This is a genomic window from Achromobacter sp. FW305-C-30-7, from assembly GCF_058783105.1.
The window spans coordinates 20,493-37,018 of sequence record NZ_JBYSYI010000011.1; the positions used below are offsets into that span (position 1 = coordinate 20,493).

Here is a 16,526-nt window from a genome sequence, read left to right on the forward strand (position 1 = left end):
TCATCGCATGAATCGCCTTGCCAAGCTTTTGCCGTCCTTCCGTCCTTCCAGCCGCGCTGCCGGCTTCTTCCTGGCGACCCTGGGCGCGGTCCTGTTTTCGGCCAAGGCCATCGTGGTGAAGTTCACCTATCGCTACGGCATCGACGCGGTCACCCTCATCGCCTTCCGCATGCTGTTCGCCATGCCGTTTTTCGCGGCGGTGGCCTGGCATCAGTCGCGCCGCGCGGCGCGCGGCGAAATCCCGACCATGACCTGGAAGGAGCGCGCGCAGGTCTGCGTGCTGGGCCTGCTGGGCTACTACCTGTCCAGCTTCCTGGACTTTCTGGGGCTGCGCTACGTCACCGCCAGCCTGGAGCGCCTGATCCTGTTCCTCTCGCCTTCGCTGGTGGTGTTGCTGTCGGCGTTCTGGTTCAAGCGCCCGGTCGAGCGCCGCCAGTGGATGGCCATGGTGCTGTCCTACGCCGGGGTGGTGCTGGTGTTCGCCCACGACCTGTCCTTCGGCGGCGGCGAGGTGCTGTTAGGGTCTTTGTTCGTTTTCGGATCGGCCGCAAGCTATTCTGTGTACCTGATCTGTTCGGGAGAACTGGTCAAGCGCTTGGGCGCGACACGTCTGGTGGCGTATGCCATGCTGGTGTCCTGCGTGGCCTGCATCATCCAGTTCTTTGTCGTGCATCCCCCGGCCATGCTGATCCAGCCTGCCGGGGTCTATGGTTATTCGGTGATCCACGCCACGCTGAATACGGTGGTGCCGGTGTTCATGCTGATGTGGGCGGTCGCGCTGATCGGCGCGCCCACCGCGTCGCTGCTGGGCATGATCGGGCCGGTGTCGGTGCTGTTTCTGGCATCGTGGTTCCTGCAAGAGCCCATCACGGTATGGCAGATGGCGGGGACCGCGTTGGTGCTGGCTGGGGTATTCGCGCTGATGGGGGGCGGGGCCGGCAGGCTTGCGTCGGCCAGGCAGGGCGAGGCCCGGCCGTCGCGTTGAATCTGGTTTTTCTCGTTCAAGGGCCGCAGACAGGCCCTCGTTAGCAATTTTTCCAATGAAAGGAGGCCAGCATGGCCAGCAATCTCGTCAAGGCAATTCGTATCGAGCAGCACGGTGGTCCTGAAGTCCTGAAGCTGGTCGAGGTGGAAGTGCCTCCGCCCGCCGCCAATGAAGTCACGATCGAGCAGCATGCCGCCGGCCTGAACTTCATCGATATCTATTTCCGCACGGGCTTGTATCCCCATCCGCTGCCCCACGGCCTGGGCTTTGAAGGCGCGGGTGTGGTGACTGCGGTCGGCGCCGAGGTCACGCATCTGAAGAAGGGCGATCGCGTTGCCTACGGCCAGAGCCCGATCGGCGCCTACGCCAAGGCGCGCAACGTGCCGGCCGCGCAGGTCGTCAAGGTGCCCAAGGGTATCGGTTTCGACGAAGCGGCGGCGCTGATGCTCAAGGGCCTGACCGTGCAGTACCTGTTCCGCCAGACCTACCGTTTGCAAGGCGGCGAGACCATCCTGTTCCATGCGGCCGCCGGCGGCGTGGGCCTGATCGCATGCCAATGGGCCAAGGCCCTGGGCGTGAAGCTGATCGGCACCGTCTCCAGCCCCGAGAAGGCGGAACTGGCCCGCGCCAACGGCGCCTGGGAAACCATCGACTATTCGCGCGAGAACGTGGCCGAGCGCGTGCTGGAACTGACCGGCGGCAAGAAGGTGCCGGTGGTGTATGACGGCGTGGGCAAGGACACCTGGGAAACCTCGCTGGACTGCATTGAGCCGCGCGGCCTGATGGTCAGCTTCGGCAATGCGTCCGGCCCCGTGTCGGGCGTCAACCTGGCGACGCTGAACCAGAAGGGCTGCCTGTACGTGACGCGTCCCTCGCTGGGGCTGCACGTCAACACGCTGGCCAAGCTGCAAGCCGCTTCCGAGGAACTGTTCGATCTGGTCCTGAAGAAGAAGATCAAGGTCCGCATTGACCAGCGCTATACGCTGGAGCAGGCCGGCGAGGCGCAGACCGCGCTGGCCGGACGCAAGACCACCGGCGCCACGGTGCTGATGCTGGACTGATCCAAGGTCCATGATGCGCGGCTCCCGCAGGGGCGCCGCGCCAGGCCCGGCACCGTGCTGCGCGCGCTGCCGGGTTTTTTTGCGCCGTGCGCAGAATGACAAATCGCCATGCACGGTCCGACAAGCCTTGCGGGAATGCCGTTGCTATCCTGGCTTCAACCATTTCGTTGGAGCTTCGAATGTCTTCAGCAAGCGCAATCGCCGCCGGCCACGCCGGTTCTGACCGCCCGGAACTGGCCGCCATCCGGGAAGCCATGCTCATCGATGGCAAGCCGGTGCGCGTGGGGCAAGGCGCGCCCATCGCGGTCCATGATCCGGCCACGGGCGAAGTCATCGCCCATCAACCCGACGCTGGACCGCTGCAGGTGGATCTGGCCGTACAGGCCGCCAGGCGCGCCTTCGAGTCCGGTCCCTGGCGCGACATGCTGCCTGCCGGGCGCGAGCGCCTGTTGCTGAAACTGGCCGACCTGGTCGAGCTGCACGGCACGGAACTGGCCCGCCTGGAAACCCTGAACAACGGCAAGCTGCTGGGCGTCGCGCAGGGCCTGGAAGTCGGCTCGGGCGCGCAGTGGCTGCGCTACATGGCGGGTTGGGCGACCAAGATCACGGGCGACACGCTGTCGCTGTCCATACCGTTTCCTCCCGGCGTCCGCTACAGCGCCTACACCCTGCCGCAGGCCGTGGGCGTGGTGGCGGCGATCATCCCGTGGAATTTCCCGCTGCTGATGGCGATCTGGAAGATCGCTCCCGCCCTGGCCGCGGGCTGCACCGTGGTGCTCAAGCCGGCCGAGGAAACGCCGCTGACGGCATTGCGCCTGGCCGAGCTGGTGCTTGAAGCAGGCTTCCCGCCCGGCGTCGTCAACGTCGTGACCGGGCGGGGCGAGACCGCTGGCGCCGCGCTGGTCGCGCATCCCGGCGTGGACAAGATCGCGTTCACGGGCTCGACCGAAGTCGGCAAGCTGATCGGACGCGCCGCGATGGACGACATGAAGCGGGTTTCGCTGGAACTGGGCGGCAAATCCCCGGTGATCGTGTTGGACGATTGCGACGTCGACCGCGCCGTGCAGGGAGCCGCAGCCGCCATTTTCTTCAACCAGGGGCAGGTTTGCACGGCGGGCTCGCGCCTGTATGTGCAAAAGAACCTGTATCCCAAGGTCGTCGAGGGACTGGCCGATCTGGCCGCCGGCATGAGGCTCGGGTCCGGATTCGACCCCGCCACGCAGGTCGGCCCGCTGGTGTCGGCCCGTCACCAGAAGCGCGTCATGGATTACATCGATATCGGACGCAACGAAGGCGGACGCGTCCTGGCGGGAGGGGAGCGCGGAACCGGCTCGGGCTACTTCGTGCAGCCCACTGTTTTTGCGGACGTGCCGTCGGGCGCGCGCATCGCCCGCGAGGAAATCTTCGGCCCTGTCGTGGTGGCGCAGCCTTTCGACACCCTGGACGATGCGGTGCGGCTGGCCAACGACAGTGCCTACGGCCTGGGCGCCAGTCTCTGGAGCAACGATCTCTCCCGCGTGCAAAGCCTGATCCCGCGCGTCGATGCCGGCACCGTCTGGGTCAACACGCACAACATGCTGGATCCCAACATGCCTTTTGGCGGATTCAAGCAATCCGGCATCGGCCGCGAGCACGGCCGCGCCGTACTGGAGATGTACCTGGAACGGAAATCCGTTTGCATCGCTTACTAGAACGGTGATCGCGCGGCCCAAGCCGGGAAATACCGGTGGCCGCGCCTTCACGACACCAAGGGGAAGACATGGCAGGCAGGACAGGTAGCCGGGCCCGCAGGCGGGCGGCGCTGCTGCTCGCGTGCGCGGGAGCGTCGCAGGCAGCATGGGCGGGAGACCCCAGCGCGCGCGACTGGATACCCGCGCCAGTGGGCACCAACATCATCGCCGGGTACATGGCCGGGCTGAGGTCTTCGGGCTTGTATGCCGAAGGCTCGCGCGTGGACGGCGGGTCGGTCGACGTCAACACGCTGGTCTATCGCCAGATGCACTATCGCGACTTCTACGGCAAGACAGTGCAGCTGGAATTCATCGTGCCCATGATCCGGACCTCGCAGGACCTGCCGGGCATGGCGGGCGACCACCAGACCGGCATCGGCGACGTGACGCTAGGTTCGGCGATCTGGTTCTACAACAATGAGCAGACCCGGACCTGGTTCGCTTGGGAGCCGTTCGTCGTGGCGCCCGTGGGCCGCTACGACGGTTCGCGCCCCGATGTGTCGCCGGGTAAGAACCGCTGGTCCACCGTCCAGGATTTCTCCTTCGTGCAGGGCTTTGGCGAATCCACGTATCTGGAAGCCATCGCGGAAGTGGAGATCTACGGCCGCAATACCGATTGGCATGGGCAGACACTGAAGAAGGATCCCTCGTTCCGCTTTTTCGCGCTGGCCTCGACCAACCTGACGCCGGACACTTACACCGGCATCCGCTACCGCTACGAGACGGGCGGCAAGGAAACCTCGTCCGGCGAGACCGTCGCCACGCGCGCGCGCAATCACCAGCTGGCCGTCGAACTGACGCATCAGATCAACGACGCCAACCAGATTCAGATGCAGTACATCCACGACCTGAAGGTCGAGAACGGACCGCGGATGCGTGGCGTGCAGTTGCGCTACGTCTATGCGTTCTAGAGGAGCCGGATCATGAGACCAGGAGAATATCGATGAACGCGCCTAGCGCCAGATCATGTGCATCACGGGCCGGACGGTGGGCGCTGTGCGCCGCTCTGGCGGCGTCGGCGGGCCTGGCCCGGGCGGACCTGCCCGTGGAAGAACTGAAGGGCGGCACCCGCCTGCCGCCGGCCACGCCGCATCGGCTGTACGTGATGGACGCCGTCTTCAACCACCTGGTCGACAGCCGGGTCAACATCTATGACGGCGACACCCTGAAGTTCCTGGGCCTGGTGCCTACGTCGTTCAACGGCCACATGACCGTGTCCGCGGACGGCAAGGACATCTATGTCATGACGACCTATTACGAACGGCTTAACCGCGGCAAGCGCACCGATGTGGTCGAGGCCTGGGATGCCGAAACGCTCACGCCCAAGTACGAGGTGCCGATCCCGCAGAAGCGCGCGCAGGCGCTGAACTACCGCAACTACCTGCGACAAAGCACGGACGGCGGGCTGCTGCTGGTGCAGAACGCCACGCCCGCGTCTTCCGTCACGGTGGTCGACCTGAAGACGCGCCAGTTCGCGGACGAGGTGACCGCGGCCGCGGGTTGCTGGAGCATCATCGTGCTGCCCTCGCGCCCGCGCAGCTTCGCCAGCATCTGCGGCGATGGCGCGCTGCTTACCGTGGATCTGGACCAGGCCGGCAAGCCGGCGGGGCAGCAGCGCAGCCAGCCCATGTTCGATCCGGAGAAGGACCCCATCTTCACGCATACCGAGAACCTGGGCGATACCTACTACTTCGTGTCCTACAACGGCAACGTCTACAGCGCCGACTTCGGCGGCAAGGACGCCGTGTTCGGCAAGCCCTGGTCCTTGCTGGACGCATCGGGCAAGGACCAGGGCTGGCGTCCGGGCGGCTATAACCTGCTGGCCGTGAACCAGGCCAGCAAGCGGCTGTACGTAGGCATGCATCCGAACGGGGCCGAGGGTTCGCACAAGACGCCGGCCGCCGAGATCTGGGTCTACGACCTGGCCACGCACAAGAGGGTAGCGCGGGTGCCGGGCCAGAACGCCTTGTCGATGTCGGTCTCGCAGGATGACCAGCCGCGCCTGTACACGATCGATGGCGGCAACGTGAGCGTCTACGACGCCGCGCCGGCCGCGCCGGTCCTCAAGGGCACGATCCAGGCCGCCGGCGAAACCGCGCTGCAGGTCGAACCGCAACCGCGAGGTGCGCGATGAACGATCCCGTGCTGCTGTATGCCGCGAGTGCGGCGCTGGCCTGCGTGCTGCTCCTGGGAGCGCTGGAAAAGCTGAAGGACATGGCGGGCTTCGCCACCATCGTGTCGGCCTACCGGATCTTGCCTGCGGGCTGGAGCGGCGCATTTGCCTGGGCCTATGCGTTGAGCGAGGCGCTGGCCGGAGCCCTGCTGCTTGCGCCGCCCTGGCAGGCGGCGGGCGCGCAGCTGGCGCTGCTGGTGCTGGCGGCGGCCACGCTGGCGCTGGCCTTCAACCTGCTGCGCGGCCACCGCGACATCGATTGCGGTTGCGGCGGTTCCGCGTCCAGTGGGCTGGGGCGAGGCGCGCAGCGGGGAGGGCTGTCGTGGTGGCTGGTGCTGCGCAACGCCGCGCTGGCGCTATGGACCGCGCCAGCCCTCATCGCCACGGCGGGCCAGTCCCGCGGTTTGCGGTGGACTGATTCCGCCGCCGTTTTCGGCCTGACCATCGCCGCCGTGGGCCTGTACTTCACCGCCAACCACCTGTTGGCCTCACACCTCAAGTTGCGCAATCTCTGAAGGAATTCACATGGATGCCTTGATCATTTCCAATTTCCTGCTGTGGGGCGTGGTGCTCTGCCTGGTGCTCGTCATCCTGGCGCTGTCGCGGCAGATCGGCGTGCTGTACGAGCGCGTGGCGCCGATGGGGGCGCTGACGATGGACAAGGGCCCGGGCGTGGGTGAGGCTGCGCCGCGCTTCGAACTGTCGGATCTGTTGGGCCGCCGCATCGTCGTGGGCGAACGCGGCCAGCACAGCCAGCTGCTGTTCTTTCTTTCCCCGACCTGCCCGGTCTGCAAGAAGCTGCTGCCCATCCTGAAGTCGGTGGCCAGCACGGAAAGCGCGTGGCTGCGCATCGTCCTGGCCAGCGACGGCGAAATGCCCGAGCATCTGGCGTTCTACAAACAGGCGGGACTGGAACGGTTTCCGTACTTGCTGTCGACCGAAATGGGTATGAAGTTCCAGATCAGCAAGCTGCCTTATGCCGTGCTGATCGATGAAACCGGAACCTTGCGCGCCAAGGGCTTGATCAACTCGCGCGAACAGCTGGAAAGCCTGTTCACGGCGAAGGAGCTAGGCGTGGCGTCGGTGCAGGAGTTCCTGGCCGCCGGCACGCTGGAAGAAACCCGGATTTCCCGCAAGGAGAGCGGCAATGCACTGGCTGGATAAATTCGCAGAGCGCGCCACGCGCTCGGTCGCGCACACCACTTCCCGGCGCAGCGTGCTCAACCGCATCGGCCGAGCGCTGGTAGGAACGGCTTTCCTCATGCCGGTGCTGCCGGTGGCGCGTTCCGCGCCCGCGGATCCCAAGAAGCCGCAGATGGATGACACGGCGTGCGATTACTGGCGCTATTGCGCGGTGGACGGCTTTCTGTGTTCATGCTGCGGCGGCAGCATGACGTCCTGCCCGCCCGGCACCTCACCCTCGGCGGTATCGTGGGTCGGCACCTGCCACAATCCGCTGGACGGCAAGGACTACCTGATCAGCTATAACGACTGCTGCGGCAAATGCATGTGCGCATCCGCCGAGCGCGAGCGGCCGGGCTATCAGATGTTCCTGCACAACGATGTGAACTGGTGCATGTCAAACGAATCCTCCATCTTCCATTGCACCACGTCCGTGATCGTGGGCCTGGCCAAGCCCAAGCCGAAATCATGAATCCGGCGCAACGACCGCCGCAGCAGGGGTGGCGCTGGCTCTGTGCCGCCGCCGTCCTGCTCTGCGCGGGCCCGGCCGTTGCGCAGCATGCGGCGGCCGATGCCGCGGCGGCCGGTGCCGCGTCCGACCGGTTGCGCCAGGCCGTTCGTGCCGACTATGTGCTGCAGTGCGCGGGCTGCCATCGGGTGGACGGGCGCGGGAGCGGCCGCCATGGCATTCCCGACTTCCGCAATTCCGTGGGTTCGTTCGTGCATTTGCCGCAAGGCCGGGAGTATCTGGTGCGCGTGCCGGGGGCGGCGCAATCGCAGCTGAACAATGCCGAGCTCGCGGCCGTGCTGAATTGGATCGTGGAGGAATTCAGCCCCGCGCAATTGCCGGAGAACTTCCGTCCCTACACCGAACAGGAGGTGGCGCAGGTGCGTCCGCGCCGTTACGAGGACGTGGTGCCGGTGCGCCACGGATTGGCGCAGGCCTTGGCGGGACTTGGCTTGCCCTTGGCCGATTATTCCTATGGCAGCGACAGAAAACCCTAGCGGGCCTGAAATTTAGGGGTTGTCACCGATACTCCCTCGCGCCGGCCGGTGCTAGAAAGAGGCAGCATTTCATTCAACGCTGTAGCTGTGCTGTCGGGCTTGCCGCCCAGGCAGAAAGGCTCGGAGCCGCCATGTCCCCATCCCTTTTGCGCAGCGAGCCCAGGCATTTCCTGGACTGCGCAAGCTGGCAGGAAAATGTCAGCGATACCTTCGTTCCCCTGGAAGTCTCCGCGGTGTTTCCGGCCCGTTTCCGCAACAGCGTGGCGGTGGACTCGCTGGGCTGGATGCAGGTTTGCGAAATGCGCAGCAGCGCCCAACGCGTACGCCGCAGCAAGCTGCTGGCCGATCGTTCCGAGACGCCAGGATACAAGGTGACGCTGCAGCTCGCGGGCCGCAGCGAAATCCGCCAGTCGGGACGCAGCGCCTTGCTGGTGCCGGGCGAATGGAGCATCTACGACACCACCCGGCCGTACGAGGTCGAAGTCGACGATGGCGCGCACTTCCTGGTGATGCAGGTGCCCGGCAAGCATTTCGACGCCTGGCAGTCGTTCATGCAGAATGCCGTGGCGCGCAGCTTCAGTGCGCGCCAGGGTTGCGGGCGCATGGCGATGGATCTGCTGCGCGTAGCGCTGACCGAGCACGCGCACCTGTCCGAAAGCGCCTCGCGCGATGCCGCCAACGCGGTGCTGCAGATGATGGGGTTGGACATCAGCGAGCGGGCAGGGGGGCAAGCCGAACACGACCAGGCCGAACTGCGGCAGGCGCAATTGCGCCGGGTGCAGCAGCACATACTTGAAAACCTGCATGATCCGGCGCTGTCGCCGGCAGCCGCAGCTGCGGCCTTCCGGATGTCGCGCCGTTACCTCTACAACCTGTTCGCGCAGGCTTCCACGACTCCGGCCGACTTCATCCTCAGCGCGCGGCTGGAGCGTTGCCGCGATACGCTGCGCGACCCGGCCCAGGCGGCGCGGCCGATAGGCGACATCGCCTACAGATTCGGGTTCTCAGATGCGGCGCGTTTCAGCCACGCGTTCCGCAAGCGTTTCGGCGCGTCGCCGTCGGAGTACCGGCGCCATGGGCACACGGCTTGATCAGAGCTGTTCCTCGTTGATCAGGTCTTCCTTGCCGTAGAACTTCACGCCGATGTGGATGCGTTCGCGGCCCTGCGAGCGGCGGTGGCGGTTGGTGTCGCGCAGCGAATAGACGCAGCCGCAGTATTCCTGCTGGTAGAAGTTCTCGCGCTTGCTGATTTCGATCATGCGGGCGGAACCGCCGCCCTTGCGCCAGTTGTAGGTCCAGTAGACCAGGTCGTCGTAGCGCGCCGCGGCGCGTTCGCCGCAGCCATTGATCTGGTTCATGTCCTTCCAGCGCGAGATGCCCAGCGAGCTGGTGATGGTGTCGAAACCATGCTCGTGCGCGTAGAGCGCGGTGCGTTCGAAGCGCATGTCGAAACAGGCCGTGCAGCGTTCGCCGCGTTCGGGGGCGTTTTCCATGCCTTTGACGCGGTCGAACCAGTTGTCCATGTCGTAGTCGGCGTCGATGAATTCGATGCCGTGCTGCTCGGCGAAGCGGATGTTCTCCTGCTTGCGGATTTCGTACTCTTTGACCGGATGGATGTTCGGGTTGTAGAAGTAGATGGCGTAGTCGATGCCCGAGGCGGTCATCGCTTCCATGACTTCGCCGGAACAGGGCGCGCAGCAGGAGTGCATCAGCACTTTGCTGCGGCCGGCGGGCAGGTCGAGTTTGGGGCGCACGAGTTCAGACATGGCTTGCGAGCAACAAATAAGGCGGAAAACTCCTTATTTTACGCTGAGTTGCCGCAAACTGGCGATGCTCTGTCCCCCCAACGTGTTCAGCCCAGCACCGCCGTCCAGAGTTCGCGCACGGCGGCGCGTTCTTCCTGTAGCTGATCCTGCGGGACACGCGCCTTTTCCACACCCTGCAGGCGCATCTGGTGCTGGGCCCGGCGCAGCGTGCGGTAGGCGTCGCCGGCGCGGGCCGCCAGCTCAGGCGAAATCAGGCCCGCTTCGCCCGACAGGCGCAGCAATGCGATATTGCCCAGGTTGCGCACCAGCACCGGGTGGGTGGCCGAGTGGCATAGCACCAGGTATTGCGTGACGAATTCCACGTCCACCATGCCGCCGCGGTCATGCTTCAGGTCGAACAGCGGGCCGGTGTTGGGGTGGCCCGCGTTGATTTTTTCGCGCATCGCCAGCACTTCCTCGCGCAGCTTGGCGGCGTCGCGCGGCAGCACCAGCATGTCCTCGCGGATCTGTTCGAAACGAGCGCCGACGCTGGCGTCGCCCGAGGCGTAGCGGGCGCGGGTCAGCGCCTGGTGCTCCCAGGCCCAGGCGTGCTTGTGCTGGTACTGCTCGAATGCTTCCACCGAGACCGCCAGCAGGCCGGCGTCGCCGTCCGGCCGCAGGCGCAGGTCGACTTCGTACAGCCGGCCGGAGGACGTCATGGTCGAGAGCCACGACGTCATGCGCCGGCCGAGCTTGGCGTAGACCTCGGCGGCGTCCTCGCGAGGGTCGTCGAACAGGAACACCAGGTCCAGGTCCGAGGCGTAGCCCAGTTCCTTGCCGCCCAGCTTGCCATAGGCAATGACGGCGAAGCGCGGCTCGGCGCCCTCGGCCTTGTTGACCAGCGGCCAGGTGCGGCGGATGGTCTCGGTCAGCAACAGGTCGGCCAGCGCGGATAGCTGGTCGGCCAGCTTTTCCACGGTGAGTTCGCCTTCCAGATCTTGCGCCAGCAACTGGAAACTGGCTTGGCGCTGCATGTCGCGCATCAGGTTCATCTGGCGTTCGATGTCCGGGTCGCCGTCGGGCAGTCGGCAAGCGTCCAGGTCCGCGCTCAGCTGACGCGCGATCTGGGCGAAGTCCAGCGGCTCGAACAGGGTGCGCCAGTCGATCAGGCTGTCCAGCAGCAAGGGGTGCTGGGTCAGGTATTGCGCGGCCCAGGGGCTGGCGGCGACCATGCGCGCCACGCGCGCCAGGGTGTCGGGGTACTCGGCCAACAGCGCCAGGTAGGCGCTGCGCTGAGCGATCTTTTCGATCAGGTCAAACAGGCGCACCGTGGCCTGCAGCGGCGCCGGAGTTCGCAGGGCGGCGCGCAGCGCGGCCGGTAGCAAGGCGTCCATGCGCTTGCGGCTGCTCTCGGGCAGGCTGCGCACGCGGTGGCTGCCCAGCAGCGTTTCGGTACGGCGCAACAGGTCTTGCGCGTCGTCGCCGAAGGCCTGGCTGATCTGTTCGGCCAGTTCGCAGCTGCTGTCGGGTTCGTCCGGGCCGGACCCGGGGTCGGCGGTGCCGGGTGCGGGTGCCGGCACTTCGGCGTCGCCCATGCCCACCAGGCGGAACACGTTGCGGAAGGTTTGCGAGACGAATTGCCGGTGCCCGGCCAGCGTGCTTTCGAAGTCCTCGGGGCTCATGCCCAGGGCCGCGGCCAGGGCGCCGCGCAGCTCGGGGTCGCCCGGCAGCAGATGGGTCTGGGCATCCTCGCGGTATTGCAGGGCATGCTCGGTGCGGCGCAGGTAGCGGTAGGCCTCTTCGAGCCGGCGCGCGTCGTCCTCGGGCACCAGGCCGGCGGCGCTTTCCGCATGCAGCGCTTCCAGCAGGCCGCGCTTTTGCAGCGCGGGCATGCGGCCGCCGCGGATCAGTTGCGCCAACTGCACCACGAATTCGATTTCGCGGATGCCGCCATCGCCCAGCTTGATATTGTTGGCGCTGTCGATGCCATTGCGCGCGCTGGCGCGCCGCTGCCAGTCCTGGCGGATGCGTTCGCGCAGGGCGCGCAGGGCCGAGAGCGCGTCGAAGTCGAAATACTTGCGGTAGACGAAGGGCACGCGCAGGCTTTCCAGCTGGCGCGCCTGGGCGGCGCTGTCGCTGCCTTCGAAGGCCTGGGCCGGTATCAGGCGCGCCTTGAGCCAGGCGTAGCGTTCCCATTCGCGGCCCTGGCCGATCAGGTAATGCTCCAGTGCATCCAGGCTCCAGGCCAGGGGGCCGGCGTCGCCGTCGGGGCGCAGCCGCAGGTCGGTGCGGAACACCTGGCCGTTGGCGTCCACTTCCGACAGCACGGGCATCATGCGCCGCGTCAGGCGGCCGTAGAACTCGTGATGGCTGATGCGGCGCGGGCCGTCGGTTTCGCCTTCTTCGCCGTACAGCATGATCAGGTCGATGTCGGACGAGACATTCAGCTCGCAGCCGCCCAGCTTGCCCATGCCCACGATCAGCATTTCCTGCGGCTTGCCGGTAGCCGGATCCCGCGGCACGCCATGCACGGCGGCGAGATCCGCCGCCACGCTGCGATAGGCCGCGGCCACGGCGGTGTCGGCCAGCGCGGTCATGGCGCCGACGACTTCCTCCAGATCGGCCTGACCGGTCAGGTCGCGCACGATGAGCGTGTTGAAGACCCGCTCGCGCAGCTTGCGCAGCGCCATGCGGCAGACATCGACCGGCAGCGCGCCGCCTGCCTGCGGTCCGGCCAGCTCGGCTTGCCAGCGCTCGATCTGCGCGGGCGTCACGGGTTCGCGCACGGCATCGTCCAGCCAGGCGGCCAGATCCGGGTGGGCATCCAGTCGGCGGCGCAGATGGCCAGACCAGGCGAGGGCGGGGGCAAGTGTGGGGGCGGGCGTGGACATGGCGAAAGGGGCGGCAGAATAGGCGCGTTTCAGGTATAAGTGGGGACGATACCGCAAGACATATTTTCCTGCCCACCGATCCGTGTCTGTTTCAAAAAAAGTGCTCTGCTGGGTTTTCTGGGCCGTGCTGACCATCTATGGCGTCGTGGCCCTCGGACTGCTGGGCGTCCGTTATTGGGTCCTGCCGCGCGTGGACCAATGGCGTCCCCAGATCGAAGCCTACGCCAGCCAGGCGCTGGGCTCCCGCGTGACCATCGGCTCCATCCAGGCGAACTGGCATGGCCTGAATCCCAAACTCGACCTTACCTCCGTCCAAGTCTACGACGACGAGGTCGATCCCGTGCTGTCCTTGCCCTCGGTGTCGGCGGTGCTCGCCTGGCGCAGCATTTTGACTTTGTCGCCCAAGCTGCTGCGGCTGCAGGTCGAACGGCCTGAGCTCACCTTGCGGCGCGATCCGGCCAATCACTTATGGGTGGCGGGCCAGGACATCGACTTGAATGCCAGCGACCAGCGTTCGGACCTGGACCATCCAGCCCTGCGCTGGCTGGGCGCGCAGCGCGAGCTGCGGATCCGCGGTGCCACCATACGCTGGCAGGACGAATTGCGCGGGGCGCCGGAGTTGACGCTTACCAGCGTCGATCTACTGGCGCGCAACGGCAGCCTGTCGCACCGCTTCGTGCTCAAGGCCGCGGCGGATGGGGCGCTGGCTCGCAACGTGGAGCTGCGCGGCGAATTCAACCGCAGCCTGTTCACCGTGAACGCGGCCAATCCCGGCAACTGGGGCGGTCAGCTATATGCTCAGCTGGACGACGTGGAGCCGCTGGCATGGCAGCCGTGGTTCGAGGTTCCGGCAGTGGCGGGCCGCTTGAGCGGTCGTGCATGGCTGCAGCTGGAACGCGGCAAGTTTACCGATCTGACCGCGGACGCCGCGGCGCGCGGCCTGCAATGGACGGCGACGCCGCAAGGCGCGCAAGCCCCTGGCTTCAAGGCTGGTTACGCCCAGGTCCGTATCCAGGGCTTGCCGGGCGACTTCATTCAATTGGACGGCGTGCCCCTGGCGCGCAGCCCCGGGGCTCCCGCGGTGTCGGTCAGCGGCAAGGCCGAGCAACTGGGCGTGCACTTGCCGGGCATCTTCGAGCAGCCCACGCTGGCGGCGCGTGAAGTGGCGCTGGAAGCCAGCGTGAAGGGACCGGACGCCGAGCACTGGTTCGTGGACGTCGGCCAGCTGCAACTGGTCAACGATGACATCGACCTGCGCTTGCAAGGGCAATGGCGGCGCGAGGGCAAGACCGCGGCGGGCAGCGTCGACATGCGCGGCGTGATGGCGCGCGGCTCCATGTCCGCCATCCATCGCTACCTGCCCTTGGAGGTCAACGCCGATGCCCGCGAATGGCTGGCGATCGGCTTGCCTGCCGGCGAAATGCAGTCCGCGTCCATCACGCTCAAGGGCGATCTCGATGACTTCCCCTATGCCAATCCGGCGTCCCAGGGCGAATTCGTGATTGCCGGCGCGTTCAGCGGGGCCAAGGTCGATTACGCGCCCGCGCACGAACGCCGCAAGGGCTGGCCGATGCTGGAAAACCTGTCTGGCAATTTCCGCATCGACAAGGTCAGCCTGACCTTGGACAGCCCCGGCGGCGCGACCGCCCAGACGGGGCCGGGGCAGACCGTGACGCTGGGGGCAGTTTCCGCCACCATTCCCAATATGGAGGAAAACTCCGAATTGCTGCTCACTGGCGAGACTGCCGGCACGGTGCCGGCGTATCTGGCGCTGGCGGCCAATTCGCCCTTGGGCGGATTGCTGGATGGGGCCCTCGAAGATGCGCGCGGAACCGGCGACTGGCGGGTGGGGCTCAAGCTCAAGGTGCCCTTGCTGAATACCGATGACACCCAGGTCCAGGGAAATATCCTGTTCGCGGGCAACACGTTCACCTTCATGCCCGAAATGCCCCTGCTCAGCCAGATGCACGGCGACCTGGCGTTTTCGGAGAAGGGCGTGGAAGCCAAGGAACTGCGGGCGCAATTCCTGGGCGGCCCGGCGCGGATCTACGGGCGCCTGGCCCAGAGCACGGACGCGCTGCGCTTCGAGGGTACGTTGGCCGGGCCGGCGCTGACCCAATTGAGCAACACGCCGTCCATGGCGCGGTTTTCGGGCAAGGCCGCTTATAAGGGCAAGGTGGGCTATCAGCGCGGCGGCGCGGTGGACATTTCCGTCGAGTCCGATCTGGTGGGCATGGCCATCGACATGCCCGCGCCGGTGGGCAAGCCGGCCCAGGCTTCCCAGTTGCTGAAGGTGCAATGGTCGCCCGCGCAAGACCGCGGGGCGCAGAACCGGCGCTGGCTTACCGCCAGCCTGGGCGATGCCGTCAACGCCCTGTTCGAACGGGCGCCGTCAGAAGGAACGCCATCCTATTTCGCGCGTGGCGCGCTGGGCATCAACCGTCCGGCAAGCCTGCCGGAACGCGGCTTCAGCCTGAACGCCAGCCTGCCCGAACTGGACATGGACGCCTGGGAAAAGGTGTCCGATGGCTTCAGCGCGCCTGCCGGCAAGGGCAAGGCGGCGCCCAAGCCCATGCTGCCCGCGGCCGAGCGCATCAGCCTGGCGGCCGGTGTCCTGCGCACGGGCGGCTTTACCCTGAACGACCTGACGCTGTACGCGACCCGGCCGGGGCCGGCGCAGTGGCGCGTGGACCTGCAATCCAAGCAGGCCACGGGTTCGCTGGAATGGCGCGAGGCTTCCGGCGCCATCGCCGGCCAGATCACCGCCCGCCTGAAGCACCTGTCGCTGGGCGGCGAGGGCGACAGCAACAAGGCGGACGAGGCGTTGTCCTCTGGCAACGACCTGTCCGATATCCCGGCGATCGATCTGCAAGCCAAGGAGTTCCTGCTGTACGGCAAGAGTGTGGGCGAACTCCAGGTGCAGGGCACGAATCTTGAACGCGGCCGCCAATGGCGCCTGGACAAGCTGTCCATCGTCAATGACGCGGCCTCGCTCAACGCCACCGGCAATTGGGGCCTGGAAGGCCAGAGCCGCGGCCTGACCGTGGACGCCTCGGTCAAGTTCGAAGACGTGGGCAAGTTCCTGGACCGCATCGGTTTCGAGAAGGTGGTGTCGGGCGGCAAGGGCACGATGCAGGGCAAGGCTACCTGGCGCAATCTGCCGTGGACCCACAAGATCGAGGATCTGACCGGCGAGGTCGACGTCAGCCTGGACAAGGGCCGCTTCATGCACGTGAACTCGCGCACCGCGCGCCTGCTGGAGCTGTTGTCCCTGCAATCGCTGCAGCGTCTGGCGCGGCTGGACGTGAACCCCACCAATCTGCTGCGCGACGGGTTCCCTTTTGACACCATCCGCGGCAAGGTCAAGCTGGCCGATGGCACGGCCTCGACCGAGGGCTACAAGATCAACGGCCCCGTTGCCGCGATCGTGCTGGCGGGTGGCGTCAACATCATCCGCGAGCGCTGGGACATGAAGGCCGTGGTGATTCCCAACCTGGACGCCAGCGGCGCGGCCATGGTCACGGCGCTGGCGGTCAATCCGTTGATCGGACTGGGGGCCTTCGTGACGCAATGGCTGCTGAAGCAGCCGCTGGCGCGGGCCATGACCATGGAATACGCCGTCACCGGCAGTTGGGACGATCCCAAGATCGAGCCCATAGACGCGTCGGGCAAGCCGACGGGCGCCAAGCACACCCCGCGTCCCGCTCCGCAGCCCGGCACGCTGGAGGAGTTCATGGGGGGGCAGTGAGCGGCG

13 protein-coding genes are annotated in these 16,526 nt (G+C 66.4%); 11 read left to right on the top strand and 2 right to left on the bottom strand.

Going from position 1 to position 16,526, the window contains the following annotated elements:
• The first annotated feature begins 7 nt into the window (after positions 1 to 7).
• The 10 genes from AC3WOB_RS26970 to AC3WOB_RS27015 all read left to right on the top strand — a co-directional run bounded on the left by AC3WOB_RS26970 (position 8) and on the right by AC3WOB_RS27015 (position 9,227).
• Positions 8 to 985: a DMT family transporter gene (locus AC3WOB_RS26970; protein WP_492276728.1), complete on the top strand. Its 978-nt coding sequence runs from the start codon at positions 8 to 10 to the stop codon at positions 983 to 985.
• A 71-nt stretch (positions 986 to 1,056) separates the two neighbouring features.
• Positions 1,057 to 2,046: a quinone oxidoreductase family protein gene (locus tag AC3WOB_RS26975; protein ID WP_013392775.1), complete on the top strand. Its 990-nt coding sequence runs from the start codon at positions 1,057 to 1,059 to the stop codon at positions 2,044 to 2,046.
• 179 nt (positions 2,047 to 2,225) lie between these two features.
• The gene (gene styD, locus AC3WOB_RS26980; RefSeq protein WP_492276729.1) at positions 2,226 to 3,737 is read left to right on the top strand and encodes a phenylacetaldehyde dehydrogenase StyD; all 1,512 of its coding nucleotides are present in this window, start codon (positions 2,226 to 2,228) and stop codon (positions 3,735 to 3,737) included.
• A 68-nt stretch (positions 3,738 to 3,805) separates the two neighbouring features.
• The gene (locus AC3WOB_RS26985) at positions 3,806 to 4,687 is read left to right on the top strand and encodes a transporter (protein ID WP_492276730.1); all 882 of its coding nucleotides are present in this window, start codon (positions 3,806 to 3,808) and stop codon (positions 4,685 to 4,687) included.
• A gap of 32 nt (positions 4,688 to 4,719) precedes the next feature.
• A complete protein-coding gene (locus tag AC3WOB_RS26990; RefSeq protein ID WP_492276731.1) occupies positions 4,720 to 5,910 on the top strand; it encodes an amine dehydrogenase large subunit in 1,191 nt (396 codons plus the stop codon).
• On the top strand, positions 5,907 to 6,464 hold the full coding sequence (locus AC3WOB_RS26995; protein WP_492276732.1) for a MauE/DoxX family redox-associated membrane protein: 558 nt from the start codon (positions 5,907 to 5,909) through the stop codon (positions 6,462 to 6,464). The genes AC3WOB_RS26990 and AC3WOB_RS26995 overlap by 4 nt, the downstream gene beginning before the upstream one ends.
• Positions 6,465 to 6,474: 10 nt before the next feature.
• Positions 6,475 to 7,113, top strand: a complete 639-nt coding sequence (gene mauD / locus AC3WOB_RS27000; RefSeq protein ID WP_492276733.1) for a methylamine dehydrogenase accessory protein MauD — start codon at positions 6,475 to 6,477, stop codon at positions 7,111 to 7,113.
• The gene (locus tag AC3WOB_RS27005) at positions 7,097 to 7,603 is read left to right on the top strand and encodes a methylamine dehydrogenase light chain (RefSeq protein WP_492276734.1); all 507 of its coding nucleotides are present in this window, start codon (positions 7,097 to 7,099) and stop codon (positions 7,601 to 7,603) included. The genes mauD and AC3WOB_RS27005 overlap by 17 nt, the downstream gene beginning before the upstream one ends.
• A complete protein-coding gene (locus AC3WOB_RS27010; RefSeq protein WP_492276735.1) occupies positions 7,600 to 8,136 on the top strand; it encodes a cytochrome C in 537 nt (178 codons plus the stop codon). Before AC3WOB_RS27005 ends, AC3WOB_RS27010 begins: the two co-directional genes overlap by 4 nt.
• A gap of 131 nt (positions 8,137 to 8,267) precedes the next feature.
• Complete coding sequence (locus tag AC3WOB_RS27015; RefSeq protein ID WP_013392783.1) at positions 8,268 to 9,227, top strand: AraC-like ligand-binding domain-containing protein; 960 nt, start codon at positions 8,268 to 8,270, stop codon at positions 9,225 to 9,227.
• Here AC3WOB_RS27015 and AC3WOB_RS27020 read toward each other — a convergent pair whose 3' ends face one another.
• Together AC3WOB_RS27020 and glnE are read right to left on the bottom strand one after the other, a co-directional pair.
• Complete coding sequence (locus tag AC3WOB_RS27020; RefSeq protein WP_492276736.1) at positions 9,228 to 9,902, bottom strand: epoxyqueuosine reductase QueH; 675 nt, start codon at positions 9,900 to 9,902, stop codon at positions 9,228 to 9,230. It lies immediately after the preceding gene.
• Between the two features lie 86 nt (positions 9,903 to 9,988).
• Complete coding sequence (gene glnE, locus AC3WOB_RS27025; protein WP_492276737.1) at positions 9,989 to 12,772, bottom strand: bifunctional [glutamate--ammonia ligase]-adenylyl-L-tyrosine phosphorylase/[glutamate--ammonia-ligase] adenylyltransferase; 2,784 nt, start codon at positions 12,770 to 12,772, stop codon at positions 9,989 to 9,991.
• A gap of 124 nt (positions 12,773 to 12,896) precedes the next feature.
• On the opposite strand from glnE, the gene AC3WOB_RS27030 reads away from it, so the two are divergent.
• Positions 12,897 to 16,520, top strand: a complete 3,624-nt coding sequence (locus tag AC3WOB_RS27030; protein WP_492276738.1) for a YhdP family protein — start codon at positions 12,897 to 12,899, stop codon at positions 16,518 to 16,520.
• Positions 16,521 to 16,526: the final 6 nt, after the last annotated feature.